The sequence below is a fragment of the Paraburkholderia sp. MM5477-R1 genome, from assembly GCF_050436385.1.
GTDB classification, from domain to species: Bacteria; Pseudomonadota; Gammaproteobacteria; order Burkholderiales; family Burkholderiaceae; genus Paraburkholderia; species Paraburkholderia tuberum.
Genome location: NZ_JBNDMC010000007.1, coordinates 2,527,227 through 2,551,341 on the forward strand (window position 1 = coordinate 2,527,227; position 24,115 = coordinate 2,551,341).

The following is a 24,115-nucleotide window of genomic DNA, read 5'->3' on the forward strand; positions in this document are numbered from 1 at the left end:
ATTGCCCCCGGCCTTGCCTCTGCGCTCAGCCGTGCTGCTGAGCCACCGTCGCTTGCCAGCCAGTGCGCGATTCCACCCACTCCGCCAACATCAGCAAATCCAGGTCGCCGTGAGCGGCGCCCACCAGTTGTGCGCCAAGCGGCAAGCCCGCCGGCCCGAATCCCACCGGAACGGTCACGGCCGGTACACCGAGGAACGTCCACGGTGCGCAGAACGATGCGTCGCCCGTATAGTCGAGTCCGCGCGGCGGCTCGCCCGTGGCCGGCGCGACCAGCAGCGCATCGAGCGCCATCGTGCGCGTCAGCCAGTCGTGAAAGCGATGCGCCATCGGCATCTGCGCCGCCTTGATCCGGGCATAGGCGGTGACGGGCAGCTTGCGTCCCTCGTCGACGAGACCGCGCATTGCCTGGCTCACGAGCTCGGGCGTGCGATCGACCAGTTCGCCGTGCGTGATGGCCGCTTCCACGGACATCAGTTTCAACGCATGCGCGGGCGTTTCGAAGATCTCGACAGGCAGATCGACTGAGACTATCTCGGCACCGTCTCGCGCGAGCTGGGCCGCGAGCCTGTCCAGCGCGGCCTGCTGCGCCGGCTCGACTTCGCCGCCGACCTGTTTCGACAGCACGCCGATGCGCCGCGTCCCAGTGCCGCGCGTCGTCGCGGCAGTGTGCGGAACGTGCGAGACGTGCGGATCGGCTGCATCGGCCCCAGTGACGAGCGCCAGTGTGTAAGCCACATCGGCGACGCGCGTCGCGAACATGCCGACGTGATCGAGCGACCACGCCAGCGGCAACACGCCCGTGCGCGCGATCGCGCCATAAGTCGGCTTGAACCCGACGATGCCGCAGTACGCCGCGGGCCGGATCACCGAGCCCTGGGTCTGCGTGCCGAGTGCGAGCGGCACGATGCCCGCCGCCACCGCCGCCGCGGAGCCACTCGACGAACCACCCGGTGTGAACCCGCCATTCCACGGGTTGACGGTCGCGCCCGGCTGACGCCAGGCGAATTCGGTGGTCACGGTCTTGCCGATAATCGACGCGCCCGCCGCACGCAGACGCGCCACCACCCACGCATCGTGCTCTGGGCGTCGGCCCTTGTAGGCGGGTGAGTTGAATTCGGTCGGCATGTCGGCGGTATCCAGAACGTCCTTCACCGCGACAGGCACGCCGGCCAACGGCGCCGTCGCATCGACGGCATTGACCGGCGCGATCTCCGGCAAATAGCAGAACGCATGCAATGACGCCTGCGATTCGCACGCGGCATCGTAGGCGCGCACGACGTACTGCGCGACGTCTGCATTGCCCGAGGCGACCTCGGCGCGAATCCGGGCGATAGTGGGAATCGGGGCGACGGTGGAAGAAGCAGGGAACATAGTCATGGAAGCGTCGGCAAACGGTGTCATTTCGCGGCAAGCGCCGGCTGAATGTAACTCTGAACGACGAACCTGTCGTAGCTGGGTTGCTGCTTCAGGTTGCCGAGCGCGATCTGCGTGTCCATCGCGACGGTCAGCGCTTTCGGCGTGATGCCGACGTTCTTCGGATACACGCCTTCGTCCAGCATGCGCTTGACGGCTGCATCGACCACCACGGGATCGAGCGTCGGGAATTCCTTGCGAGCGATCGCCGCGGTTTCCGCAGGATGGCCCTGCATGAAAACCAGCGCGTTTTGCAGCCCCTTCACGAACCTCGCGGCCGCATCAGGATCGACGCTGCGTTTGGCGGAGATCGACGAGAACGCGTATTCGCCATAGAGCTTCGGAAAGCCGAGCACGACTTTCATGCCCTTCGCGACGGCCTGATCGAGACCCGGCTCATACATCACCGCGATCTTCGACTGACCGGCGACCAGCGGTCCGATCTCCGAGCCGAGCGGCACCTGAACCAGCTTGATGTCACTCTGGGACATGCCGTTCTCCTTCAACAGCTTGAAGAACAGCGACGTGCTCGTAGTCGGCATCTGTCCCGACACGACAACCTGATCCTTCACATCCTTGATGCCGCTGAACTTCACGTCCGGCGCAACCGCGATCCACACCGCCGCACCGTTCACGACGTTGGCGATCACGTCGACATCCGCGCCCTTCTCGGCGGCCACGGCCGTCCACTCCGGCCCGTGCAGCGAGAAATCGGCGTTGCCCGACAGCACGGCGGAGAGCGCCGCGCTCGGGCTACCCGCCGTCTGCTTGCTAACGTCGAGTCCCTGCTTCTCGAAGAAGCCACCGTCGATCGCTACATAGAGCGGCAAATACAGCATCGACTGGAACGCTTGCGAAATAGTCACTTTCTTGCCTGCGGCAAGCGCCGGCGTCGAAACAGCTGCAACGCTCACTGTTAAAGCGATGCTCAGCGCGCTCAGCGCCTTTCTTGCGGTGAGTGCCATCGTCTGTCCTGAGATGAAGTGGTTGGACTGCCGGAAATGGGTTAAACCTTGAGCGTGGTGGTATTCGACGCCTGCCGCCACGGCAGCAGCTTGCGCTCGAGCAGGTCGATCAAAAAGTACAGAACGAAGCCGATCGCCATCAGTACGAACAGGCCCGCCCACACGGTGTTGAGGTCATACAGGCTCGACGCTGTGAAGATCATGTGCCCGAGGCCCTTCTCTGACGAGATGAATTCGCCCACCACCGCGCCAACCAGACCGAAGCCGACGTTGATGCGAAAGGTGGAGATCACATAGGGTAGAGTGAACGGCACCACCACTTTCATGAAGACATCGTTCTTGTTCGCGCCGAGCGTGACAAGCAGCGCCTGCAAATCGGGATCGGCGTCTTTGGCCGCTTCATACGCGGCGATCAGCGCGACGATCGCGGTCAGCGAAATGGCCAGCGCGACCTTCGAGATCAACCCGGTGCCGAACCACAAGATCACGATCGGTGCGAAAGCGATCTTCGGCACACTGTTGATCGCGACGATGAATGGCTCGATCAGCCGCGCGACGAACGGCGAATACCACAGCGCGAGCCCGCACACCGATCCGACCGCCGTGCCGAACACGAAACCGAGAATGGCTTCGAAAAGCGTATAGCCGGTGTCGATAAAAAGCTGATGCGATTGCATGTCGCGCACGAGCGCGGCGAGGATTTTCGACGGCGAGCCGACGAGGAAATTCGATACCCAGCCCAAGCGCGCCGCCCCTTCCCAGATGGCGAAGAACGCAATCACGGCCGCCAGTTGCAGCAGCGAGCGGCCCCAGCCGCTGTCAAGTGCGTACCCCACGTGAGCCTTCGGTGCACGCCGTGCCGGTGCCGATTTATGGATGGAAATGGACTGCGTCATGCTGCCTTTACCTCCGTCTGAATATCGAGCTCACCGCACAATGCATGAAAGTAACCCGCGAAGTTGGGGTCGCTGCGCGCACCGATCGGCGAGCGCGCGGCGATGTCGATGTCATAGATCTTCTTCACCTGCGAAGGCCGGCCGCCGAGCACGACCACGCGCCTGGACAACGCGACCGCTTCGTCGATGTCGTGTGTGACGAGCACCACTGTCTTATGGAACGTTTCGACAGCTTCCATCAACACGCCTTCCAGGTACAGGCGCGTCTGGTAGTCGAGCGCCGAGAACGGCTCGTCCAGCAAGATGATGTCGGGATCGTTGATCAGCGTGCGGATGAGCGCGACGCGCTGACGCATGCCGCCCGACAGCATGCGGGGATAGGCATGTTCGAAGCCCGCGAGGCCATACGTGTTGAGGTATTCGACAGTTCCGGTCCGATCAGCACGTTTTGCAGCACGGTACGCCACGGCAGCAGCAGGTCGCGCTGCATCATGTAGCCGACCGTGCCGCGTAAGCCGTCGACGCTTTGCCCGCGATAGACGATATCGCCGCTATCCGCCTCGAGCAGGCCGGCGATCACGTTGAACACGGTCGTTTTCCCGCAGCCCGAAGGCCCGATGATGCTGACGAAATCGCGTTCGTGAATATCGAAGGTCAGACCGCCGAGGACGTCGACCGAGCCGAGTTTGTTCGAAAACGATTTGCGGATATTGCGTAAGGCAAGCTGAACGGGCATGTTTGTTCCTCGACGACGGTTCGGTGTGCATTGCGGCAGACGGCGGGCGGAGTCAAACGCCCCGCTGTGCGGCGAGAAAGCGGCGGCGCATCGGCTTAAGCACGGCAATGGCCAGCAGTGCGGTGGCGATATCGAGCGTGATCGCGGTGGAGAACACCGGCTCCCAACTGCCCGCGTGCTGATGCAGCAATGCCGCGAGCGGGCCGCCGAAGATCGAGCCGATCCCTTGCGAGATGTAGAGCCAGCCGTAGTTCTCGGTGGCGTGACGGGTGCCGAAGGTGTCCGTCAGCGTCGCCGGGAACAATGAGAAGATTTCGCCCCAGCCGAAGAACACCACGCCCGACAGCAGTACGAATAGCACGGCGTTATCGCGCGTGAGCAGCCACAGCGCCATTGCTACGCCTTCGAGCGCGAACGCGAAGAACATCGTGTTCTCGCGCCCCACCTTGTCCGACACCCAGCCGAACAGCGGCCGCGTGAGTCCGTTCGTGAAGCGGTCGATTGTCAACGCCAGCGGTAGCGCAGCCATGCCGAACACAAGCACCTTGGTCACGCCGAAGTCGGCGGCGAAGGTGGCCATCTGCGAGGTGACCATCAGACCCGACGTGGACATCATGGTCATCATCGCGAACATCAGCCAGAAGAGCGGCGTCTTCAGTGTCTGCGACGGGCGAAAACTCGCGACCGTCGGCGCGGAAATGGAACCCGCGGAACCCGCGGAACCGGCGGCATCGTCGTGCGAAGGCGGCACGCGCAAACCCTGCGAAGCCAGCAGACCGACCACGGCGAACGCAATGCCGAACATCCACAGCGTGGCTTCGATGCCGCGTGTCTGCAGCGACGTGGCGATCGGGAACGTCGTGACGATCGCGCCCATGCCATAGCCGGCAGCCACCGCGCCCGCCGCGAAGCCGCGCCTGGTCGGGAACCAGCGCACCATCAGCCCCACCACGCCGACATACACAATGCCCGTGCCCAGCCCGCCGATCACACCGTAGGTCAGATAGAGCATCGGCGCGCTATGCACCTGCGAGGCCAGAATCCAGCTCAGGCCCGCCATCGCGGTGCCGATCGAGATCGGCATGCGCGGTCCGAAGCGGTCGATCAGCTTGCCCTGAAACGCCGAGAAAAACGTCTGCAATATGATCAGCAGCGAGAACGTGACTTGCAGTTCAGGTAGCGCTACGCCGAGTTTCGCGGCGAGCGGTTTGGTCATCAGCGTCCATACATATTGCGGACTCGAGATCGCCATCATGCAGACGAGACCCAGCCCCAGCTGAAGCCAACGGTTGTCTGTCACGGTGGTCGAAGTGCTGCTGAGGTCCGCCGACGCTATGGATTGCGAGCGTGTGGGTGTGGTCATCGAAACTCCATTTACTGAGCAAATGCCTGCCGGCGCCCGGCAGACGTGCAGCGTCCTCCGGGCCTCAAAGGCCGGACCTGCAATCTGATTGAAAAAAAGCGCGCGTGTGCGTCTACCAGCCCGCGGCTGCCCCGTCACTGCGCGGATCGTAGCCCGCTTCAATCAATCCATCTGGATACCGAACGATTGCGCCGGCGTGTCCCATTGCCTCGTCGTAGGCCTGCATCGTCTCGACCTGGTGGCCGAGCGCTTCGAGCCGGGCCACTGTGCCGGGCGCGAAGCGCGCTTCGAGCTTGAGCGTGTCGGTCGACTGGCCCCAGGTCCGGCCCAGCAGCCAACGCGGCGCATCGATCGCGGCTTGCGGATTCCAGCCGAATTTCGCGATGCGTGAGAAAACCGCGCTCTGCGATTGCGGCTGGCCGTCGCCGCCCATGTTGCCGTAGACCATCGTACGGCCGTCGGCAAAACGTGCGAGCGCCGGGTTCAGCGTATGAAAAGGCCGGCGCAGCGGCATCAGCGGATTGCGTGCGCGCTCGTCGAGCGAAAAACTGCAGCCGCGGTTCTGCCAGTTGATGCCCGACCCCGCCAGCACGATGCCGCTGCCGAACTCGTGATAGATGCTCTGGATGAAGCTCACCGCGACGCCGTTGCTGTCTGTCACGCCAAGCCACACCGTATCGCCCGGCCCGCGACCGGCGCCCCACGGCGCGGCCTGGGTGATCGAGACTTGCGCGGCCATCGCGTCAAGCGCGGCCGGCTGCAGCAACTCACGCGGATCGACGCGCATGTAATCCGGGTCGGTAATCTCGGCGTCGCGCACGGCGAACGCCAGCTTGGTCGCTTCGACGCACGCATGCACGAACTCGGGACCAAGCGGGTCCATGTCCTTCGTCAGCACCCGATCGAGGATGCCCAGAATCAGCAGCGACACCAGCCCCTGGGTCGGCGGGGGCATGTTATAGATCGTGCCCAGCGAGTGCTTGAGCGCGAGCGGCGTTCGCAGGCGCGCCTCGTGCCGTTCGAGATCCGCAAGGCTCAGCAGGGAGCCCGCCGACTGCAGATCGCTGGCAATGCTGCGTGCGAGGTCGCCCCGATAGAAGTCGTCGAAGCCCGCGTCGGCCAGACGTTCGAGCGTAGCGGCAAGACGCGGTGCGACGAAGCGCTCGCCGGTAACGGGCACGGAACCGCCGTGTAGAAAGGTTTCGGTGAAACCCGCGAGCGGGCGCAATTCGGCAAGGCGGCTCTCCACACACTGCGCGTGGCTGCACGTGACCGGCACGCCGTGCTTCGCGTAGTGGATCGCGTCTTCCAGCAGGCGTTTGACCGGCAGCCTGCCCCCGAGCGTTTCTGCCGACCAGCGCTGCGCGCGCTGCCAGCCCGACACCGTGCCGGCCACGGTATTGGCTGCGAGCGGGCCGCGCACGGGAATCGCCGACTGTCCGCGCGCGCGGTATTCGTCGATTGTTGCGGCCAGCGCCGCCGCGCCGCATGCTTCGATGCCAACCGGCTCGGCGCCGGGACGGGAGATCAGCCAGAAGCCGTCTCCGCCTATGCTGTTCATGTGCGGATAGACGACCGCGATGGTCGCGGCGGCGGAAATCATCGCTTCGACGGCGTTGCCGCCTTCACGCAGGATCGCGAGAGCGCTCTGCGCGGCGAGCGCGTGGGGCGCAACCGCCATGCCGCGGGTTCCGCGGCCCGGATTCAGGAATTTGGATGCCATGGGAGCAACAGGGGTTTGCTTGTATACATACCCATGTCTATGCGAAAACCGTGCCATCAGCCAGAATTCCCGCAGAGGCTGACTGCAGAAGGAGCTTAAAAGCTCGAGCCGCTCCGACGTATGTTGCTAGATGGTGCCGCGCAACCTTGGTGGTGCATAGGGAGCGCTGTGAGGCTCCAATGCGGTGCGGGCGCGTTGCAGGCGCTCGGTCGTCAGCGTGCGCACCTCCGCCCGGCTCCCTTCTATGTGCCGTCCGAGCAACTCGACGGCACTGTCCGCCGCAAGATTGCGGATGGCCGCGAGAATTGCAATGTGTTCGTCGTAAGTGTCATCGATGCAGTCACCATAGACGAGATCGAGCCGCCGCACCACGCGGATGCGGTCGGTCACGCGCTGCATGGCCGCGCTCAACTCGGCGTTGCCGGCGGCGACGACCAACGCCTCGTGAAAGGCTTCGTCGAGTGCCACCATCTCGCGGCCATCGCGAACGCGCTGTGCGTGAGGAACGTTCCAGATGCGCTCGAGCCGCTCGAGCATCTGCAAGGCGGTCGCGGATAAGGCGCCGTCGACCCCAAAGAACCGGCTGACCGAAAACGACTCGATCAGCTTGCGCATTTCGTATAGATCTTCGAAGCGCTTGAAATCGATCGGCACGACTTCCCAGCCGCCGCGCACATAGCCTTGCATCAACCCGTCGCTTTGGAGGCGCTGCAGCGCCTCGCGCGCCGGTGTGCGGGAAACGCCGAAGCGATCCGCGATACTGCCTTCGGTCATACGATCGCCGGGCAGCAGGCGCATGTCGAAGATATCGTCGCGCACGCTGAAATAAACATGGTCAGCGCGCGATGAGGGAGATTGGGTTGTGTCTTTCACGCATGAGCCTGGAATTGACGGGTCTTTTCGGCATTGACTATCGGCTAGCCTCAAAACATCCGTCAACAGAAATTTAATCTGCCGGCGGCTCGGGCGGACGCCGCCATTGTAGGCGTCAGTACAAACTTAAATCGGACAGGTACCGTATGTCGAGAAGCTGGGTAATACGGATGCTGAAAAGCTGAGGGCGCATGGAGTACGCCGCAGTCCGGGGCGCGCCAGGCGCGCTTCTGGCCAGCGAGAAATGCTCCTGCAAGCTGATGATGCTCATCGCTTAGCGTGGCGGAAAGCTGCGCTGCTAGCGTCGTGTCGAGCACGTGCGATGCACTCTGACGCAGAACCGCATTCATGATCTTCCTGGTCTCCCGAAGGGCGTTGTGTGCCTGGGCGAGCAGCTTGTCAGCTAGTTTCAGGGCCGCGTCCATCAACTGTCCGGAGGCAACTACGCGATTCCGCTAGTCCATACCCGACCGCCTGTTGCCCGCTAATCAAGGGGGTTTGTGCGAACGGCATCGCACCCGGCACCTTCAAGACAGAGATGGCGCGTTCACAATGGGAAGATCCCGCGATGGTCGCCTGGTACGAACAGCTCAACCCGTCAAAGCCCTTCGGCGACGTCGATGAGATCGCCGCAGCGGCTGTCATGCTGGCTTCGTCGGCGGGCGCAAAACTGAACGCGAAGGGAGTAACTCCCCATGGAGACCGAAATATCCAGCGATCACTCGCGCGGGCTACGTGACTTGGCGAACGACGCTCTGCCGAGATGAATCGCCGCAATGTATGGGACTGGCGGATGTCCTTCCCAAGGATTCCATTACCGAGAGGTTGACGCATGATCGTGACGCCATCCTTCCCGATTAGCGAAACAGCAAGGCGCGAAAGTAGTCGAGACTGATGACCAGGACGACGATTCCACCGAACGATCCGTCTGACTCGGATATCCGCTTGCTCAGGGCTATGCTGGGCGTGCCGAAACGCAATGGGGAAGAATAGGGATCACTGATATAAAAGCCCGCGTGCGGATCGTCTCGTTGAACGATGAAATATTTTTGACTCGCCACACTTACCTGTTCAGGCGTCGCATCATCCGAGTCGAGCAAAACGCGACCCGAGCGATCGACGACCAGGACGGTTCCAAGCGATCCCGCGGTTGCCATGCGATCGAAAAGAACCTGCCGCCGTACCGCCAGCGGCAAAGTCATGATGCGAGGTTGCCGCAGCCGCTCGATGAGTGTTTGCAACGACAATTGATACAGTGCAAAATTTCTCTCGATGTCCCGCTCTGCAATCAGGGCGATATTGCGAAGGTTGATTCGAGTAATTCGCCGTTTGCCAAGCGCGAAGTGAACTTTGCGGCTTTGAATAGCGCTGACACTACTGTGTTACGATTGCTTACACACTGTAGTAAAGAACGGACGCTTGGTAAAGGCGGTTTTGTCCTCGCGACAAGCGGTAGCGCTGGGCAAATCGGACCTGCTGATAACACGCTCACGCCCTTGCCTTGCGCTGCGGTATCCAACCCGGGGGATTGAGTGAGCCGTCTTGTTGTTGTTTCGAATCGCACTGCTGACCTCCGGAAGGCCGCAGCGGGAGGGCTCGCTGTAGCGGTAAAAGAGAGTCTGCAACAGACAGGTGGGATGTGGTTTGGCTGGAGCGGCAAGATTCGCGACGCGGCACCCGAATCTGACAGCGAGACCAGCGTCAGACTGCAAACCGTCGGGAACATACAACTGGTGACGCTTGACCTGAACCAGCAGGATTACGATAGCTACTATCTGGGATACGCGAACGATGTCTTATGGCCGGTATTCCACTACCGGCTGGACCTTGCGAATTTTGATGTACGATTCGCAGCAGGGTACCGGCGGGTCAACCAGCTGTTCGCGCGAAAGCTGCTACCGTTGCTCAGGCCCGACGACATCATCTGGGTCCATGACTATCACCTGATCCCCCTTGCTGCCGAACTCAGAGCGATGGGGTGCGGCAACCGGATCGGATTCTTTCTGCATGTCCCGATGCCACCGCCTCTCATCATGGCGGCCATTCCAGAGCACGAATGGCTCATGCGTTCACTATTCGCCTACGATCTGGCCGGCTTCCAGAGCGAAGCGGATGTAACGCATTTTACGCACTACGTAGAGTCCGAAGCCGGCGCTGACGCGCTACCCGGCGCACAGCTTCGGGCCTTCAATCGCACGTTGCGGGTCGGGGCGTATCCGATAGGAATCGACGTCGATGAGTTCGCCGCTCTCGCGCAGGACCGGGAGGGTGTCGAAATGTTCGATCGTATGCGACAGGAGTACTCCCGACGCCGCCTGCTTCTCGGCGTCGACAGGCTGGATTACTCAAAGGGTCTACCGCAGCGCGTGCACGCGTTTCGTGAGCTTCTCGCGAACTACCCCGAGAACCGCAACAGTGCAACACTCATCCAGATCGCGTCCCCGAGCCGGGAAGACGTGGGTGCCTATGACGATCTGCGCCGCGAGATGGACAGCCTCTGCGGCGCGATAAACGGTGACTTCGGCGAACTTGACTGGATGCCGGTTCGTTATATTCATCGCAACGTCGCCCGTAAGCGGCTTCCGGGACTATATCGCGCAAGCCGCGTCGCGCTTGTCACGCCACTGCGCGATGGGATGAACCTGGTCGCCAAGGAGTTTATCGCCGCGCAGGACCCCGCCGATCCCGGCGTGCTGGTTCTCTCCCGATTTGCCGGCGCAGCGGAACAATTGAAAGAAGCTCTTCTGGTGAATCCGTACGATACGCACGGGACAGCGCAGGTCATTCAGCGTGCGCTGACGATGTCAATCGAAGAACGGATCAGTCGTCACGCAGCATTAATGGGGCGGATCCGCCAGTTCGATGTGCACTGGTGGAGTTCGAGTTTTCTGAGGGATCTCTCGGCTGCTGAGCGCAGTGACGACCGTGAACCGGTGCTGGGACATTCAGCCGATCGCGCGAGCTAACCGACGGCGATTGGCGCATCGTGCCGCCCTACGCCGACGACGCAATCGGCTCGAGTACCCACGCGACATCGCGTTGCAGCCCCGCTGAAGAGCACATGCAGACTGATTGCGTGACAACTGATGTAACAAACGAATGTTGAGGTGCCGCAATGCAGTACGACTACGGAACATTTCACATCGATTGCCGGGCGCACCGCGCTAACGATGGTCGCTACGTTGCGAGAGCCAGAATCAGTCGCGGACCGGGCGACGCGGAAGACCGCGTCGAAACGCATGATTCAGGTGATATCGATTCGTTCGCCGACGAGGCCGATGCCATATCTTGCGCGAAAGCGTGGGGTATCAAATGGTGCGACGAAAACTGGGACTGAGCCGCGCACGGCGGTTCCGCATGCTTGACGATGGAGACCGGCATGGCTGAGCGGCGAGAGCAGCTTGACTAGTACAACGGCTTCGTCGTGCTGGCCAAACCAGCCTGAATGCATCGAGTTTCTCAGGAAATGCACGACACTGGATTTCTGAAGAGGTGAGCCGGACGAGCGCCCGGGCCGCGCCAGATCGAGTCAACGGGGAATGCGCATCCACGCCACCGACTCGAGCTAATTGGGGAACTATCTTCCTGGAGGCCTGACAGACTGGTACGAGCGCTTACACCGCTCACGTCTATGAGTTCCGTCACGCGGAATCAATTGGGGAGGAAAATCGATGAAAAAGTGGCTCGACCTGAACGCGTTTCTGGGTATCCCTGCCAGCGAGTGGGTCTATGCGGCGATCGCGACCATCGTCAGCTACCTGGCGTTGATCTATCTGCTGAAGTTCGCCATCACGCGCCTTTCGATGCTGTCCCAACGAACGTCAACCCGTCTCGACGATATGCTAGTTCAGGTCATTGAAGGCACGCACCGGCTTACGCTACTCGCGGCAGCAGCGCTGGTCGGCACGAAGTTTCTGACATTGCCGGACAGGTGGGACGCCCGCCTTGGCCATCTCTGGTTTCTCATCATCGGTTTTCAGCTGGCCCTGTGGATAAACCGTGGCGTGACGCTATGGACCGAGAGGCGGCTGGAAGCGACAGAGAGGCTTGCCCACAATCCGGTCATCACGACCATGCTGTCGTGGACGTTGCGCGCGCTGCTGTGGTCCGTTCTTATGCTGGCGGTGCTCGCCAACATGGGCGTGAACATCACCGCGTTTGTCGCGAGCCTGGGTGTGGGTGGTGTTGCCGTCGCACTCGCGGTACAAAGCATTCTGAGTGATCTTTTCGCATCGCTGGCCATCGGACTCGACAAGCCATTCGAGATTGGCGACTTCATCGTCTTCGGTGAGATTGCCGGGAGCATCGAGCACATCGGACTCAAGACTACGCGCATCCGGAGTCTGAGTGGAGAACAGATCGTTTGCAGCAATACCGAACTGCTGAAAAACACGATTCACAACTACAAGCGAATGGCCGAGCGGCGCATTCTGTTCAATTTCAGGGTGACATACGATGCGAGTCCCGAGCAATTGCGCGCCGTTCCTGCCATGGTACAGAAGGCAGTCGAATCCGCCGGAAAGACCCGCTTTGATCGTGCGCATTTCAAGGGGTTCGGCGACAGCTCGCTCGATTTCGAAGTCGTGTATTACGTCACCGATCCCGCCTACAACCTGTACATGGACATACAGCAGGAAATCAATCTCGAGTTGATGACGCAATTTGGTAGACGGGGTATTGAATTCGCTTTCCCGACGCGCACGCTCCACGTCGTGAACAAGCAACAGGCGGAGGACGGTGCAAAGAGGTCATCGTTCACACCGCAAGCGGAATTGGCTACTCGAGAGGCACAATAAACGCTTCCGAATACCGCCCGGGCCGTTCATGAGCGTGTTCGGGTTAATGCCTGGGACAGGATTTCAGGCGCCTGGCTGCCCCACGCGTCTGCCGGATGACCTGTCTGGCAACCGCGCATACTCCCGTTTCGCAAGGCACGGCTGGAGTCCGGATGCAGAAAATTCAACATAGATTTCCCGTGCGAATCCGATCACCCGATCCAGCGCCGCTGGTCCGCTCAATCCAGCCCAGAACCTTCATCCCCCGCCACGCCGCATGCTCGACATCATTGCCATCTGTCTGGTCGTCACCGCGCTACTGGCGTATGTGAATCACCGCTTTCTGAGGCTTCCGACGACGATCGGCGTCATGGTAACGGCGCTCGGACTCTCCCTTGCGATCGTTGGACTGGACAAGCTTGGCGTCGCGCACGGTTTGCGCGTTGCAGAAGAGCATCTCGTCAACTCGATCAATTTCAGAGAGGTGCTTCTGCAAGGCATGCTGTCGCTTTTGCTGTTCGCCGGCGCGATGCATGTGGATTTACGCAAGCTGAAGGCTTTCCGGACCCAGATCATCAGTCTGGCTGTGCTCAGTACGGCGACCTCCACGCTGCTGATCGGATTCGCGATGTGGATACTGCTCCCCCTTTGCGGAGTCGAACTCGCGCTGCCCTTCTGCCTGCTGTTCGGCGCCCTGATTTCGCCGACGGACCCCGTCTCGGTGATGGGCATCCTGAAGTCCGCAGGCGCGCCCGAAGGCCTGAAGGTGGTCATTACTGGAGAGTCGCTCTTCAACGACGGCGTCGGGGTCGTGCTTTTCTCTCTGCTGCTCACGATGGCCAGCACGGGCGTCACTCCATCCGTCCAGACGGGGTTGGCTGCATTTATCCTGGAAGCCGGCGGCGGCCTGCTATTCGGCGGGGTCGTAGGCTATCTGACATATCGGCTGCTCAAAAGCGTCGATCATTACCAGGTCGAAGTCCTGATGACGCTCGCATCGGTGATCGGCGGCTATGCGCTCGCTAATCATCTGCATGTCTCCGGGCCACTCGCCATGGTGGTTGCGGGCGTGATGATCGGCAACCGCGGCCGCGCCGACGCGATGTCCGAGACGACCCGGCGATACGTGGACATGTTCTGGGAGTTGATCGATGAGATTCTGAATGCCGTTCTTTTTGTATTGATCGGCATGGAGGTTCTGCTCGTCGAGTTCCCCGGCAGGATACTACTCGCTGGCGCCGGTGCGGCACTGGTCGCACTGCTCGCGCGACTGGTTTCTGTGGGACTGCCTGTCATGCTGCTTGGGCGGGCGTCCCGGCTACCGAAAGGAGCGTGGAGCGTGCTTACATGGGGCGGGCTGCGTGGTGGCATTTCCGTTGCACTGGCACTATCGATTCAGCCTGGACCGGGGCGCGACATCGTCCTCGCGTTGACGTACTGTGTGGTCGTTTCGTCGATCCTGGGTCAGGGGCTCACGGTTGGCTGGATTATCCGTCGGGCAGCAGGCGTCAAGGAAGAATGAAAACGGTCCAAATGCGGTGGCCAGTTACGGCAAAAGGATTGCCAGGCGTCGACCGCTAACGACAGCGCGTGAGACGCGATCTCGAGCATATCGTCTATGTGACCGGCCCTGGCTTGTCCTGCACAAATTGTGCGCCAGGATCATCAGGCGTCACGCCCAGAAGATTCATGGTCTTCGCCGCGATATCCGAGAAGGCTGGTCCTGCGACTGCGCCGCCGAAATGCGAGCCCACGTGGGGCCGGTCGATCGACACCGCGATGATCACCCTCGGATGTTGTGCCGGGACAATCCCAACGAACGACGCCCGATACTGACTGCGGTCGTAGCCGCGCGCGGTCCAACGATATGCGGTTCCGGTCTTGCCTGCGGCCGTATAGCCCGGTACGGCTGCCTGTGGTGCTGTACCGTCCTCGGACACCACGGACTCAAGCATGGTGAGCACTTCCGCCGCGACGTGTGGCGAATAAACGCGTCGACCATGCGCCGGCATACCATGTCGCGGATGAATCGTAGCGGGTACAAACAGACCTTCATTGCCGAATACCGTGTACATCTGCGCCAGTTGCAGCAACGATGCGGACAGACCGTAGCCGTACGACATCGTTGCCTGCTCGATCCGCCGCCAGTTCTGGTAAGGACGCAGCGTGCCGGTTGCCGCGCCCGGCAACCCCGCGCGCGGCGCCCGACCCAGCCCGACAGCATGGAAGTTGTTCCACATGTCGCGTGGCTTCATCAGCAGCGCGATTTTTGTCGTGCCCACGTTGCTTGACTTCTGCACGACGCCGCTAACCGTCAAAGTGCCGAAGTTCTTGTCGTCGTGAATCACGGCCCCGTCGAGTCGCAGCCTTCCACCGTTGGTCGGTACCACGGAGCGAGGCGATACCTCATTGCGTTGCAACGCCAGTGCGATCGTCAGGGGCTTCATGACCGAGCCCGGCTCGAACACATCGGTGACAGCGTGGTTGCGGACAGCATCGCCCGCTCTGCCGCGGGGGGTATTCGGATCGAAACTCGGCCAGTTTGCCATTGCGAGAATCTCGCCAGTATGTGCATCCAGAACGATCGCCGAGCCTGAGTGAGCATCGGTGCGCTCAACGGCGTCACCCAGCGCCTTGAACGTCGCATACTGGATCGGCTGATCAATGGTGAGCTGCACGTCCTCGCCAGCAACGGGTGGTTGCAACGCAAGTGTTTCGATGACCTGCCCTCTGGCGTTTCGCAGCACGCGGCGACTTCCATTGCGACCGGTCAGTAGGCGATTATCGACTTTTTCAATGCCCTCCAGACCATTACCGTCGACGCCAGCGAAACCGGTGACATGCGCCACAATGCTGCCTTCCGGATAGTAGCGACGGTAATCTGGTTGGGCATAAACGCCCGGCACATCGAGAAGCATCGCCCGCTGCGCAACATCCAGGGGCACCTGCCGCTTGAGGTAGACAAATGATTTGTGGGACGCAGCCATTGCGCCGATCCAGTCCGCGTCAATGTCGAGCAACTTACCCAGTGCAGATGCCTGGTCGGACGAGACCGGGTCCGCACCGTCCGCATCCAGCCATAACGTGCGCGTCGGAAGGCTGACCGCCAGCGCTCTCCCGTCGCGGTCGAGAATGCGTCCACGCGTCGCATGAATGCTGAACTCGCGCACCTGTCGAAGTTCCCCCTGCTTCTGATAAAACCTATCGTTGATCCCCTGCACCCACGCCGCTCGCGCAGCGAGGACGAGAAACCCCAATGAGAAAGCCGCTCCCAGCGCGTGCGAACGCCAACGCGGCAGCGCATGTGGTCTAGTCGAAATTGGAGAAAAATTGATGGACCTGGAGCGGAAACGCATTGAGTGATTTCAGAGGAGATGACCTTCACCACCTGGACGGGAACGACCGCCAACATGAGCAGTACGAGGAAGCATCGGAGCCTAGGATCTCCAAAATACTAGCACGAGCCCCTCTGCGCTCGATCTCTACCGCACACAGCCTTTCACAAACGACATATAGATGTGATCTGTCGACCGTTCCTGAAAGAACTGCACGCGAGTGCGCCCCATTGCGCGAGCTACCGTCACGCCAACGGGTACGCCACGAAAGAAAGTCTTACCTTGCAATCGCACACCCTCCCCGGAGCGCGAACGGTGCAATTTGCGCGTGCTACGCTTCCAGCGTTCGGTGATGCATTCGACCACGGATGACACGTCCAGCTCAGTCGCGCCCGAGTAAATGGGTGCACCTTCAAACACATCATGCGTTCGTGAACACGATATGAGCATGGCGCATCCAAATGCCGCGGCAAGCATCCAGTTCCTTCTCGTTCGGCGGTGATGCGAGTATCGCTCCGCTCCGGCAATCCCGACTCGCAGCACTGCTGCGCAATTGTCGTGGGCATCCCCGCTTCGGGCAAAACGTGCAGAAAGCCGGTTTGAGGCTGCGTGTATACTCACGGTTTGTTGCCCTATGGATAAGTGCCCCCTGCGGGCTTGCTACCGAATGAAGGTCATCACCAGTCTTTTTTTTCTCGTCGTATGTTGCTGGACCTATCACCTGGCTCACGCGCAACCGAAACCCTCACCACTAGCCGACTACGCCTTTCTCAGACGCATCCATGTTCGCGAAGCGGTCGTAAATTGCATCGCGGCGTTCGACCAATGGGTTCGAACCGGGCAGCGCTACGATTCAATTATCGTCTCGGCAGGCAATGCGTTACACGCAAAAGTATTGCCCGGGAGAGGCGCGCAAGAATCAGGGCAATCGGCAACACTCGATGCAACGGTAGATATGCCTGCAGTCGCCAAGCTTCGACAAAAGTATGTGTGGATTCCTGTCACGGCTTCCTGTGGTGTCTGGAAGAAGCACGTCGTTTCCTTTTCACTTAGGCCTAGAGAGCGACGCCCATAAAGCGCACGCTGGCTGCCGTTGCACTCGAAGCTTTTAACGACTTTACTGGTAGTCATGCTTGTCCGAGCGCGTCAGCGCGATTGGCAAGGCGTCTGCAGCAAAACGAATGCTACACACGCCGTAGCGGTCGGAAGAATGGGGCTGGCCAGCAGCCAGAGGGCACTGACGGATTCGTCAGAAAATCCCCCTCGCACAAGGATGATCTCGGCCGGACTGGGTGCGTTGGCGATGACCGTTAGCCCTCCCCCCGATCACCGCGCCTGCAACCAGCAGATATCTTGCTTCATGCGATAGCCTGCCGCCGATCTCGTGCCCGTTGTCCTAGCCGACGCTCGCATTCTTTCCTTGACACTCTGTCAAATTAGCCATCACTCGCCGGGAAGCCGATAACGTCACATGGTCGATCGAAGATTCGGATCCCGCGAAGCTGCGAACGTCAGGCACCTAACATAGTCAGCGACCAGCGTTCGATCCTTCAACAACATCGCAATCCGGGCGTGCGGCAAAATCCACCTGCCGTCGCTAGCTCGCGAAACTTGTTTCATTGACACACCGCTGGAATAACGATTCGATCGCCGACCCGAGCTGTGAGGCCGCCGCGCAAAACCGCGCAAATCAGTCAACGGTGGGCGTTGCGAAACGCAACCTCGGCGACGGACGCAACGCCCCAGCGCGTTGCGCGCTCAGCGGTGGCGCATGGTTCGGATCCAGCGCCGCAGCTCGATCGCGTCCTGAAAGTGCGCGTGCGGATTCGGAGCGCCGAGCAGCACGATCACCATCATGTGTCCGCTCACCGGCGTCATCACGATCAGGCAATGACCGGCCTCGTTCGTAAAGCCTGTTTTTTGCAGCGCAACGTGCCATGACGCGCGATGCACGAGCGGATCGGTGTTGTGATACATCAGCGGGCCGTCGCCGCCAAGAACGACTTGCCTATGGGACGTCGAATACGCTTGTATCTTCGGATACCGGTACGCGGCGCTTGCGAGTTTCACCAGATCGCGCGCGCTCGATACGTTCTGCGGCGACAGTCCGGTCGGATCGACGAAATGGCTGTGAGTCATGTGCAGACGCCGCGCCTTGCGATTCATTGCTTTGACAAAGCCGGCACGTCCGCCCGAATAATCACGGCTCAGCGCAAATGCCGCGCGATTCTCCGACGACATCAGCGCGATATGCAGCATCGTTCGACGCAGCAGCAGCGAGCCGACCGGCAGGCGCGAGCGCGACCACTTCAAGCGGTCGACATCGGCGTCCGTGATGCGTGACGGCTTGACCAGCGAGCGTTTCGAGTCGATCACCACCATTGCGGTCAGAAGTTTGGTCAACGAGGCGATCGGGAGGCGCTGATCCGCATGCTTCATATACAGCGCGCGCCCGGTCGTCAGATCGACGACCATCGCAGCGCGCGCGAGCACCGAGGGTTTCGCCACGACGCGTTTGATATGACGGGCGCGCGCCATCGCGGGACCGGCGAATAAGGAGAACAAAACCAGGATCAGGATGCACGCACGCATGTCCCGACGCTCACGAAACATCTGCCGGACGTATTGCCTGCTGCGCGAGCCGGGCGCGACCGGTCCGTGGCTGCGGGAGTGGCGGCGAGCAAAGCGCCGGCGCATCCGTCGCGTGGACGCAAGGGGTCGAACGGAAAAACAGGAGTTTGCCGGTGCGTGCTGCCGGCACTTCGAATGTGGGAAAACTCATGAAGGAACGGCGGGAAGCGGTGATATTGAACGACGGCGACTTGGCTCGCGTGCCGTCACGAATGAAGAGAGGCCGGACCCGATGCCAACTTTGCATGGCCACGCCCGCCACGCTCATTCGCGCTACGCACGCGTCGCGAAGCTCGGGCTTGTTCGGATACCGCTGTCGGTGCGCTTGCCCAACATCTGTCCGCATGCCTTCGGGGCGACCGTGTCTTCGGAGGGGTAACCGTAGAGATCGAAACTTAAGCGAAACTTAAAACGTCAATCGATTCACAGGGTCGGCACCGCGAAAGCGAAGCCCGGGGTCAAGCGTGAGAACTCAGTAATGGTCAGCGTGCGCGTTCCGCAACCGGCCCGGACGGTCCGCCGCGGCAGCGAGGTTGGTGATCGGGATCACTTGCCGCGAATATAGGACATTCCGAAAACAAAAGGATGCCCACTCGAGACCGGCGTGATCGGCGGGATCATCGTGGCTGGCTGTTATGAGGTGAGTAGACCCGGGGAGTTGCACCCCGAGTCTCTCGCAGAACCCAACGTGAGCCTCTCGACTCATTCGGCTCCCGTTATCCGACCGATACGCCAACGATACGCCGACAAACAACCGATCTTGCGTAGCCATTCCGCACAACGATACGACCCAGTGGACAAACAACCTGAGGTGGGCGAACTTCATCTTGCGTAGCCATTCCGCACTACGTCGCTTGCGCTGCCGCAGCCTCCTGTACTTTCGTCGAGCCCACCGCATAAGCCATAGGTCGATGTAGCCGAAGAGGCTGTGCATCGCCGCCCGGTAGAACGCCCCATAGTAGTTCCACCACCCTTGTATCGTCGTGTTGCATTGCTGCGCAGGTTCATCCAGCGTCGCCGATGTTCGTCGGTGTATTCGCCAACTTCGCACGTGCTGTCTCATCCGCTTTAAGGCATCGCTGCTCGCCGCTGGCAGAAAGCCAGTAAATCGCCGCTGGTGTTTGCTCAATGCCCCTCTCGGTCTAAACGTAAAACCGAGGAACGTAAACTGCACGTTCGGATAAGTGCCAGTGCGATTGCTGTCCTTGCGATACACGATCTTCGACTTCTCCGGATACATCATCAACCCAATCCAGATTGGGGAGTTGAGTGCGCTGCTGACGCTTGCTTGACATCACATCAGTATGAACAGGCTGCCTTGGGTTATTACAAGCTCGATGCAGCTGAGCCGAGGATCGCATCGAAGGTAGCGTACTGTGAATGGAGAGCGCATGCCCATCACAGAACCTACTTCTGAATATCGACCTCGCGCGGTGCGATATCACAGTTCGCTCTGCTGATGCTCCCGATTTATCTGGCTACGATGCAATTCTGAGCGGCACTACGCTCGACGGGGAAAATAGCGCGCGCGTTGTCCGTGCAGCACTTGCGGCCGCCTGCAGTTTCGCCCCGGAACGGGTTGCCGAGCTGTGCGATGGTTTGCTCAATGCACTCAAATCAACCGAGTATGGATTCCCGATCGATGCTTCAGCGCTGTTCAACGAGTCGTATCCCGTCAGTGGTCAAGAATGGGACGACTATGCCCATACTTGGCCGTGCGGCAACCTCTTTCCCCATCAAGATATTCTTCTCGCAACTACAAGGCCACGCGAACGCGTTCCTCCGCGCCGCTTTCGCCGCGTCAAAAATTAATGAAAACTATATGGACGACGATGTAGAACCGGAACTCCCAGCGGGATTCTGGGATGACATCGAAGCGCTTATTGGAAATAGCACGGGAGATGATTCTGAGCTCGGTGGCAAACTTTTGTCACTCCAAAATGCCGCTCGCGCGCATCGCCACCGTCCCAACAGGACTGCGTTAGGGCAGTCTTGGATAAAATCCGAAATACTTCGCAGCCCCGATGACTATGCCGTCACTTACGGATGGCTGACCCTGAAGGCAGCGACACGAACCGCCACCTCTGCACGGACCTTTCCTCTGGAGTTCTCAAGCAATTGCGCGATAGCGCAATTGAGGCGCCCCAAGCGTATGACTTGGTTGAACCACTCGTGGAAATCCGCATTCGCGCTCGTGATCTCGGCGTTGAGACAAAGTGCTCCAGTTTGCATCGCCGAGGCAGAGCACCAATCTATCACCATTAAAATTGGCGCATTGCACAATAAAAATACGCGTCGCCGCAGACTTTGTTGTATCTGAACCGCTCTCCCTTACTTCCCGCAAACTTTGTTGTGCTCCCATAACAACAAAAAAAAAGCGTCACGTTGCCGTGACGCCTTAAAAAGTTCTAGCCATTCCGAGGGCCGTGCTAGAACCTGAGAGAAGGTAATTCGAAAGGCGCAAGCGCATCGGACGGGCAATCGATCCTGCATTTTGGGATTTTTCCGCTCGCGCGCACCAAAATGCAGCGGAGACAAGCGACTTTCGAAATGCGGTTCCATTTTTTATGGTTATGCTGACTAAGTCAAGCAAAAAGAAGTAGTCGACCATCGATCGGCAATTTCTTCCGATACAATGACTTTTCTTAAAAATGTATGAATGGGTGCCCCGGTTTGGAGATGTCGCTGCCTCTGTGAGCGGCCGTCAACAGGTTGTCGCACGAACAATTTGAAATGCTGTTCCATAAAAACGCATGAACCGATCCACTCCCAACCAACCCGTCGCCGCCAAGGTCCCCGCCAGCAAAGACCGAGACGGCCCGGGCGATGAAGTCACCGCGCTCGCGCGCGGCCTGACCGTACTGCGCGCCGTCGCTGCCGCGCACGCACCACTCAGCAATCGCGAACTCGCCGAGTTGACCGGCATCCCGAAGCCCACCGTGTCGCGCATCACCGCGACGCTCGTCGGCACCGGTTTTCTGCTGCGACTACCCGACAGCGAACGCTTCGTGCTGACCTCGTCGGTGCTCGAACTGAGCAACGGCTTTCTGCGCAACTTCGACATCCGCTCGCGCGCGCGGCCGTTTCTGATCGAACTCGCGGAACGCACCGCGTTGTCGGTGCATCTGGCGGTGCGCGACCGCTACGACATGGTCGTCATCGACGCGATCCGGCCGCGTTCGGCGGTGCTCGTGTCGCGACTCGAAATCGGCTCGCGCATGAGCTTGGCGCGCACCGCCGTCGGCCGGGCGTACCTCGCGGCGCTCGCGCAACCGGACCGCGACCGTCTGCTGGTCGGCCTGCAGACGGCCGAAGGTGACGATTGGGGCTATATCGGCAGCCGTCTCGCAAGCGCGATCCAGGACACCCTCGAGCGCGGCTTCGCAATCGCCACCGGCGAGTGGTACAACGGGCTGAACGCGATCGCGCTCGGCTTCGTCGGGCCGTCGGGCGAGCGCTACGCAGTCAATTGCGGCGGCTCGGCCGACCAATGTCCGCGCGACTGGCTGATCGCGCGCGCCGCGCCCGCGCTGCTCGAATGCATCGACAAGATCGTGCTGGAGATCGGCGGCACGCCGGGGCGCCGGCTCGACGAATAAGCCGTCGGCGGCATCGGGCGCCAAACGGCGCCCCGCGCGGATCGAACGCGGCGCCAGCCGCCCGTGATGTGCGAGAGTGGCGACGGCGGCCCGCCCTCGCCCGACGATGCGCCGACATGCTGTAACCTTCGTAATCAACCGAAAAATACGCGGCTGGACTGTTACAGACGCCGCAACGTACGATCACGCATCCCGTCGCGGGACCGCGAGCCGTGAGCGTCGTCGAACCGGCCGCGTCCAGCCGCGATGATTCCGCATTGCGTTAACATCTCTGTCCCGCGCCTCGGGTAGCATCGCGCTGAACATTGCGCGGCGCCCGCCGCCACGACCGCCTGACATGCCGCCCGTGTGCCGGCCCACCGCCCTTCGAATGGCGGCGAGCGCATCGGCGGCTCACATCATCAAGCCAGCCACCCGACCGAACCGATGGACGAACAACAAAAGCACCCGGAAACCCAACGCCCTGCCGCTTCCCAGCCGTCCGCGAACGGCGCGCAATCGAGCGCCCCCGGCGCGGTGAAACGCCACCGTGGCCGCACTGTCGCGCTGATCGTCGCGGCGCTGGTCGTGCTCGGCGTCGTGCTGTGGCGTTGGCATCCGTGGGGCGGCGCCGGCAGCGGCGCGAGCGCGTCGGGGGCGGCGAGCGGCGCGCGCAGCGGCCGCTTCGGCCGCGGCGGCCCGAACGCGATGGCCAACATGGCGCAGCCGGTGCACGTCGCCGCCGCGACGCAGGGCGAGATGCCGGTCGTGCTGACCGCGCTCGGCACGGTCACGCCGCTCGCCACCGTCACCGTGCTGCCGCAACTGAGCGGCGTGCTGCAGGACGTCTATTTCAAGGAAGGCCAGATGGTCAAGAAGGGCGACGTACTGGCCCAGATCGACCCGCGCCCGTACGAAATTTCGCTGCGCAACGCCGAGGGCACGCTGGTGCGCGACGAGGCGCTGCTCGCCACCGCGCGTCTCGATCTGAAGCGCTATCAGACGCTGCTCACGCAGGACTCGATCGCGAGTCAGCAGGTCGACACGCAGGCGTCGCTGGTGCGGCAATACGAAGGCACGGTGAAGTCCGACCAGGCCAACATCGACAGCTTCAAGCTCGACCTCGTGTACGCGCGCATCACCGCGCCGGTGTCGGGACGCGTCGGTCTGCGTCAGGTCGACCCGGGCAACTACGTGACCTCGGGCCTCACCAACGGCATCGTCGTGATTACGCAGCTCGATCCGATCAGCGTGTTGTTCACGACTTCCGAAGACAATCTGCAGCAGATCATCCAGCACACGCAGAACGGCGAGTCGCTGTCGGCCACCGCGTACGACCGCAGCAACACGCATCCGCTTGAAGTCGGCTCGCTAAAGACGATGGACAATCAGATCGACACGACCACCGGCACGATCAAACTGCGCGCGATCTTCAAGAACAAGGACAACGGCCTGTTCCCGAACCAGTTCGTCAACACTCGCCTGCTCGTCGATACGATCAGGAACGCGGTGATCGTGCCGACCTCGGCGGTGCTCAACGGCTCGATGGGTACCTTCGTGTACGTCGTGAAGCCCGACAACACGGTCACCGTGCGCCAGGTCAAGGTCGGCCCGGTCGACGGCGAGCGCACCAGCATCCAGTCGGGCCTCGCGGTCGGCGAGCGCGTCGTGATCGACGGTTCGGACCGGCTGCGCGAAGGCGCGAAGATCACGATTCCGGCCGAGCGGCCGCGTGGCGCGTCCGGCGCATCGGCCGCATCCGGCGCGCACGCGCATCGCGGCCGGCACGCGGCGCAAGCATCGCAATAAAGTAAAGGCACGGCACT

At 61.2% G+C, this 24,115-nt stretch carries 20 protein-coding genes and 1 pseudogene; 9 read left to right on the plus strand and 12 right to left on the minus strand.

The window, feature by feature from the left end:
- Window positions 1–25 precede the first annotated feature (25 nt).
- From OKW35_RS40695 to OKW35_RS40725, 7 genes and pseudogenes are all read right to left on the minus strand, one after another.
- Complete coding sequence (locus tag OKW35_RS40695; protein ID WP_184062029.1) at window positions 26–1,378, minus strand: amidase; 1,353 nt, start codon at window positions 1,376–1,378, stop codon at window positions 26–28.
- A 20-nt stretch (window positions 1,379–1,398) separates the two neighbouring features.
- Window positions 1,399–2,379, minus strand: a complete 981-nt coding sequence (locus tag OKW35_RS40700) for an ABC transporter substrate-binding protein (protein WP_429555000.1) — start codon at window positions 2,377–2,379, stop codon at window positions 1,399–1,401.
- A 41-nt stretch (window positions 2,380–2,420) separates the two neighbouring features.
- Complete coding sequence (locus tag OKW35_RS40705) at window positions 2,421–3,275, minus strand: ABC transporter permease (protein ID WP_429555001.1); 855 nt, start codon at window positions 3,273–3,275, stop codon at window positions 2,421–2,423.
- A pseudogene (locus OKW35_RS40710) lies at window positions 3,272–4,011 on the minus strand (ABC transporter ATP-binding protein). Before OKW35_RS40710 ends, OKW35_RS40705 begins: the two are co-directional and overlap by 4 nt.
- A gap of 52 nt (window positions 4,012–4,063) precedes the next feature.
- A complete protein-coding gene (gene oxlT / locus OKW35_RS40715; RefSeq protein ID WP_184062032.1) occupies window positions 4,064–5,374 on the minus strand; it encodes an oxalate/formate MFS antiporter in 1,311 nt (436 codons plus the stop codon).
- A gap of 112 nt (window positions 5,375–5,486) precedes the next feature.
- Window positions 5,487–7,097: a gamma-glutamyltransferase family protein gene (locus OKW35_RS40720; RefSeq protein ID WP_429555002.1), complete on the minus strand. Its 1,611-nt coding sequence runs from the start codon at window positions 7,095–7,097 to the stop codon at window positions 5,487–5,489.
- Between the two features lie 126 nt (window positions 7,098–7,223).
- Window positions 7,224–7,970 (minus strand): GntR family transcriptional regulator, encoded by a 747-nt coding sequence (locus OKW35_RS40725; RefSeq protein ID WP_429555003.1) that lies wholly within the window; start codon window positions 7,968–7,970, stop codon window positions 7,224–7,226.
- A 379-nt stretch (window positions 7,971–8,349) separates the two neighbouring features.
- Between OKW35_RS40725 and OKW35_RS40730 the strand changes: the two genes are divergently transcribed.
- The gene (locus tag OKW35_RS40730; RefSeq protein ID WP_184062035.1) at window positions 8,350–8,709 is read left to right on the plus strand and encodes an SDR family oxidoreductase; all 360 of its coding nucleotides are present in this window, start codon (window positions 8,350–8,352) and stop codon (window positions 8,707–8,709) included.
- Between the two features lie 118 nt (window positions 8,710–8,827).
- Here the strand turns inward: OKW35_RS40730 and OKW35_RS40735 are convergent, their stop codons facing one another.
- Window positions 8,828–9,211 carry a PDC sensor domain-containing protein gene (locus tag OKW35_RS40735; RefSeq protein ID WP_184062036.1) on the minus strand — a complete coding sequence of 128 codons (384 nt, stop codon included), beginning with the start codon at window positions 9,209–9,211 and terminating at the stop codon, window positions 8,828–8,830.
- Window positions 9,212–9,502: 291 nt separating this feature from the next.
- Between OKW35_RS40735 and otsA the strand changes: the two genes are divergently transcribed.
- The 3 genes from otsA to OKW35_RS40750 all read left to right on the plus strand — a co-directional run bounded on the left by otsA (window position 9,503) and on the right by OKW35_RS40750 (window position 14,267).
- Window positions 9,503–10,936 carry an alpha,alpha-trehalose-phosphate synthase (UDP-forming) gene (otsA, locus tag OKW35_RS40740; protein ID WP_429555004.1) on the plus strand — a complete coding sequence of 478 codons (1,434 nt, stop codon included), beginning with the start codon at window positions 9,503–9,505 and terminating at the stop codon, window positions 10,934–10,936.
- Window positions 10,937–11,641: 705 nt separating this feature from the next.
- Window positions 11,642–12,766: a mechanosensitive ion channel family protein gene (locus tag OKW35_RS40745; RefSeq protein ID WP_429555005.1), complete on the plus strand. Its 1,125-nt coding sequence runs from the start codon at window positions 11,642–11,644 to the stop codon at window positions 12,764–12,766.
- 256 nt (window positions 12,767–13,022) lie between these two features.
- Window positions 13,023–14,267 (plus strand): cation:proton antiporter, encoded by a 1,245-nt coding sequence (locus OKW35_RS40750; protein ID WP_429555006.1) that lies wholly within the window; start codon window positions 13,023–13,025, stop codon window positions 14,265–14,267.
- A 94-nt stretch (window positions 14,268–14,361) separates the two neighbouring features.
- Here the strand turns inward: OKW35_RS40750 and OKW35_RS40755 are convergent, their stop codons facing one another.
- Window positions 14,362–16,002, minus strand: coding sequence for a peptidoglycan D,D-transpeptidase FtsI family protein (locus tag OKW35_RS40755; protein WP_429555007.1), 1,641 nt, complete (start codon window positions 16,000–16,002; stop codon window positions 14,362–14,364).
- Between the two features lie 745 nt (window positions 16,003–16,747).
- Here OKW35_RS40755 and OKW35_RS40760 point away from each other — a divergent pair.
- Window positions 16,748–17,155 (plus strand): BspC domain-containing protein, encoded by a 408-nt coding sequence (locus OKW35_RS40760; protein ID WP_429336203.1) that lies wholly within the window; start codon window positions 16,748–16,750, stop codon window positions 17,153–17,155.
- 71 nt (window positions 17,156–17,226) lie between these two features.
- On the opposite strand, the gene OKW35_RS40765 is transcribed toward OKW35_RS40760, so the two are convergent.
- The 3 genes from OKW35_RS40765 to OKW35_RS40775 form a co-directional block, all read right to left on the minus strand.
- A complete protein-coding gene (locus OKW35_RS40765) occupies window positions 17,227–17,349 on the minus strand; it encodes a hypothetical protein (protein ID WP_311734824.1) in 123 nt (40 codons plus the stop codon).
- Between the two features lie 489 nt (window positions 17,350–17,838).
- Window positions 17,839–18,588, minus strand: coding sequence for a peptidase S11 (locus OKW35_RS40770; protein ID WP_429555008.1), 750 nt, complete (start codon window positions 18,586–18,588; stop codon window positions 17,839–17,841).
- A 595-nt stretch (window positions 18,589–19,183) separates the two neighbouring features.
- Window positions 19,184–19,954 (minus strand): group II intron maturase-specific domain-containing protein, encoded by a 771-nt coding sequence (locus tag OKW35_RS40775; RefSeq protein WP_429555009.1) that lies wholly within the window; start codon window positions 19,952–19,954, stop codon window positions 19,184–19,186.
- A 137-nt stretch (window positions 19,955–20,091) separates the two neighbouring features.
- On the opposite strand from OKW35_RS40775, the gene OKW35_RS40780 reads away from it, so the two are divergent.
- The 4 genes from OKW35_RS40780 (at window position 20,092) to OKW35_RS40795 (ending at window position 24,098) form a co-directional block, all read left to right on the plus strand.
- A complete protein-coding gene (locus OKW35_RS40780) occupies window positions 20,092–20,523 on the plus strand; it encodes a hypothetical protein (protein ID WP_184062042.1) in 432 nt (143 codons plus the stop codon).
- 10 nt (window positions 20,524–20,533) lie between these two features.
- The gene (locus OKW35_RS40785) at window positions 20,534–21,031 is read left to right on the plus strand and encodes a hypothetical protein (protein WP_184062043.1); all 498 of its coding nucleotides are present in this window, start codon (window positions 20,534–20,536) and stop codon (window positions 21,029–21,031) included.
- Window positions 21,032–21,464: 433 nt separating this feature from the next.
- Window positions 21,465–22,310, plus strand: a complete 846-nt coding sequence (locus tag OKW35_RS40790) for an IclR family transcriptional regulator (RefSeq protein ID WP_429555010.1) — start codon at window positions 21,465–21,467, stop codon at window positions 22,308–22,310.
- A gap of 426 nt (window positions 22,311–22,736) precedes the next feature.
- Window positions 22,737–24,098 carry an MdtA/MuxA family multidrug efflux RND transporter periplasmic adaptor subunit gene (locus OKW35_RS40795; RefSeq protein ID WP_429555011.1) on the plus strand — a complete coding sequence of 454 codons (1,362 nt, stop codon included), beginning with the start codon at window positions 22,737–22,739 and terminating at the stop codon, window positions 24,096–24,098.
- Window positions 24,099–24,115 lie beyond the last annotated feature (17 nt).

Bases quoted from the DNA above. Each gene is read 5' to 3' on its own strand.
- OKW35_RS40695 (WP_184062029.1), bottom strand. From the start codon at position 1,378: ATGACTATGTTCCCTGCTTCTTCCACCGTCGCCCCGATTCCCACTATC.
- OKW35_RS40700 (WP_429555000.1), bottom strand. From the start codon at position 2,379: ATGGCACTCACCGCAAGAAAGGCGCTGAGCGCGCTGAGCATCGCTTTA.
- OKW35_RS40705 (WP_429555001.1), bottom strand. From the start codon at position 3,275: ATGACGCAGTCCATTTCCATCCATAAATCGGCACCGGCACGGCGTGCA.
- oxlT (WP_184062032.1), bottom strand. From the start codon at position 5,374: ATGACCACACCCACACGCTCGCAATCCATAGCGTCGGCGGACCTCAGC.
- OKW35_RS40720 (WP_429555002.1), bottom strand. From the start codon at position 7,097: ATGGCATCCAAATTCCTGAATCCGGGCCGCGGAACCCGCGGCATGGCG.
- OKW35_RS40745 (WP_429555005.1), top strand. From the start codon at position 11,642: ATGAAAAAGTGGCTCGACCTGAACGCGTTTCTGGGTATCCCTGCCAGC.
- OKW35_RS40750 (WP_429555006.1), top strand. From the start codon at position 13,023: ATGCTCGACATCATTGCCATCTGTCTGGTCGTCACCGCGCTACTGGCG.
- OKW35_RS40760 (WP_429336203.1), top strand. From the start codon at position 16,748: ATGAAGGTCATCACCAGTCTTTTTTTTCTCGTCGTATGTTGCTGGACC.
- OKW35_RS40775 (WP_429555009.1), bottom strand. From the start codon at position 19,954: ATGATGTATCCGGAGAAGTCGAAGATCGTGTATCGCAAGGACAGCAAT.
- OKW35_RS40780 (WP_184062042.1), top strand. From the start codon at position 20,092: ATGGAGAGCGCATGCCCATCACAGAACCTACTTCTGAATATCGACCTC.
- OKW35_RS40785 (WP_184062043.1), top strand. From the start codon at position 20,534: ATGGACGACGATGTAGAACCGGAACTCCCAGCGGGATTCTGGGATGAC.
- OKW35_RS40790 (WP_429555010.1), top strand. From the start codon at position 21,465: ATGAACCGATCCACTCCCAACCAACCCGTCGCCGCCAAGGTCCCCGCC.
- OKW35_RS40795 (WP_429555011.1), top strand. From the start codon at position 22,737: ATGGACGAACAACAAAAGCACCCGGAAACCCAACGCCCTGCCGCTTCC.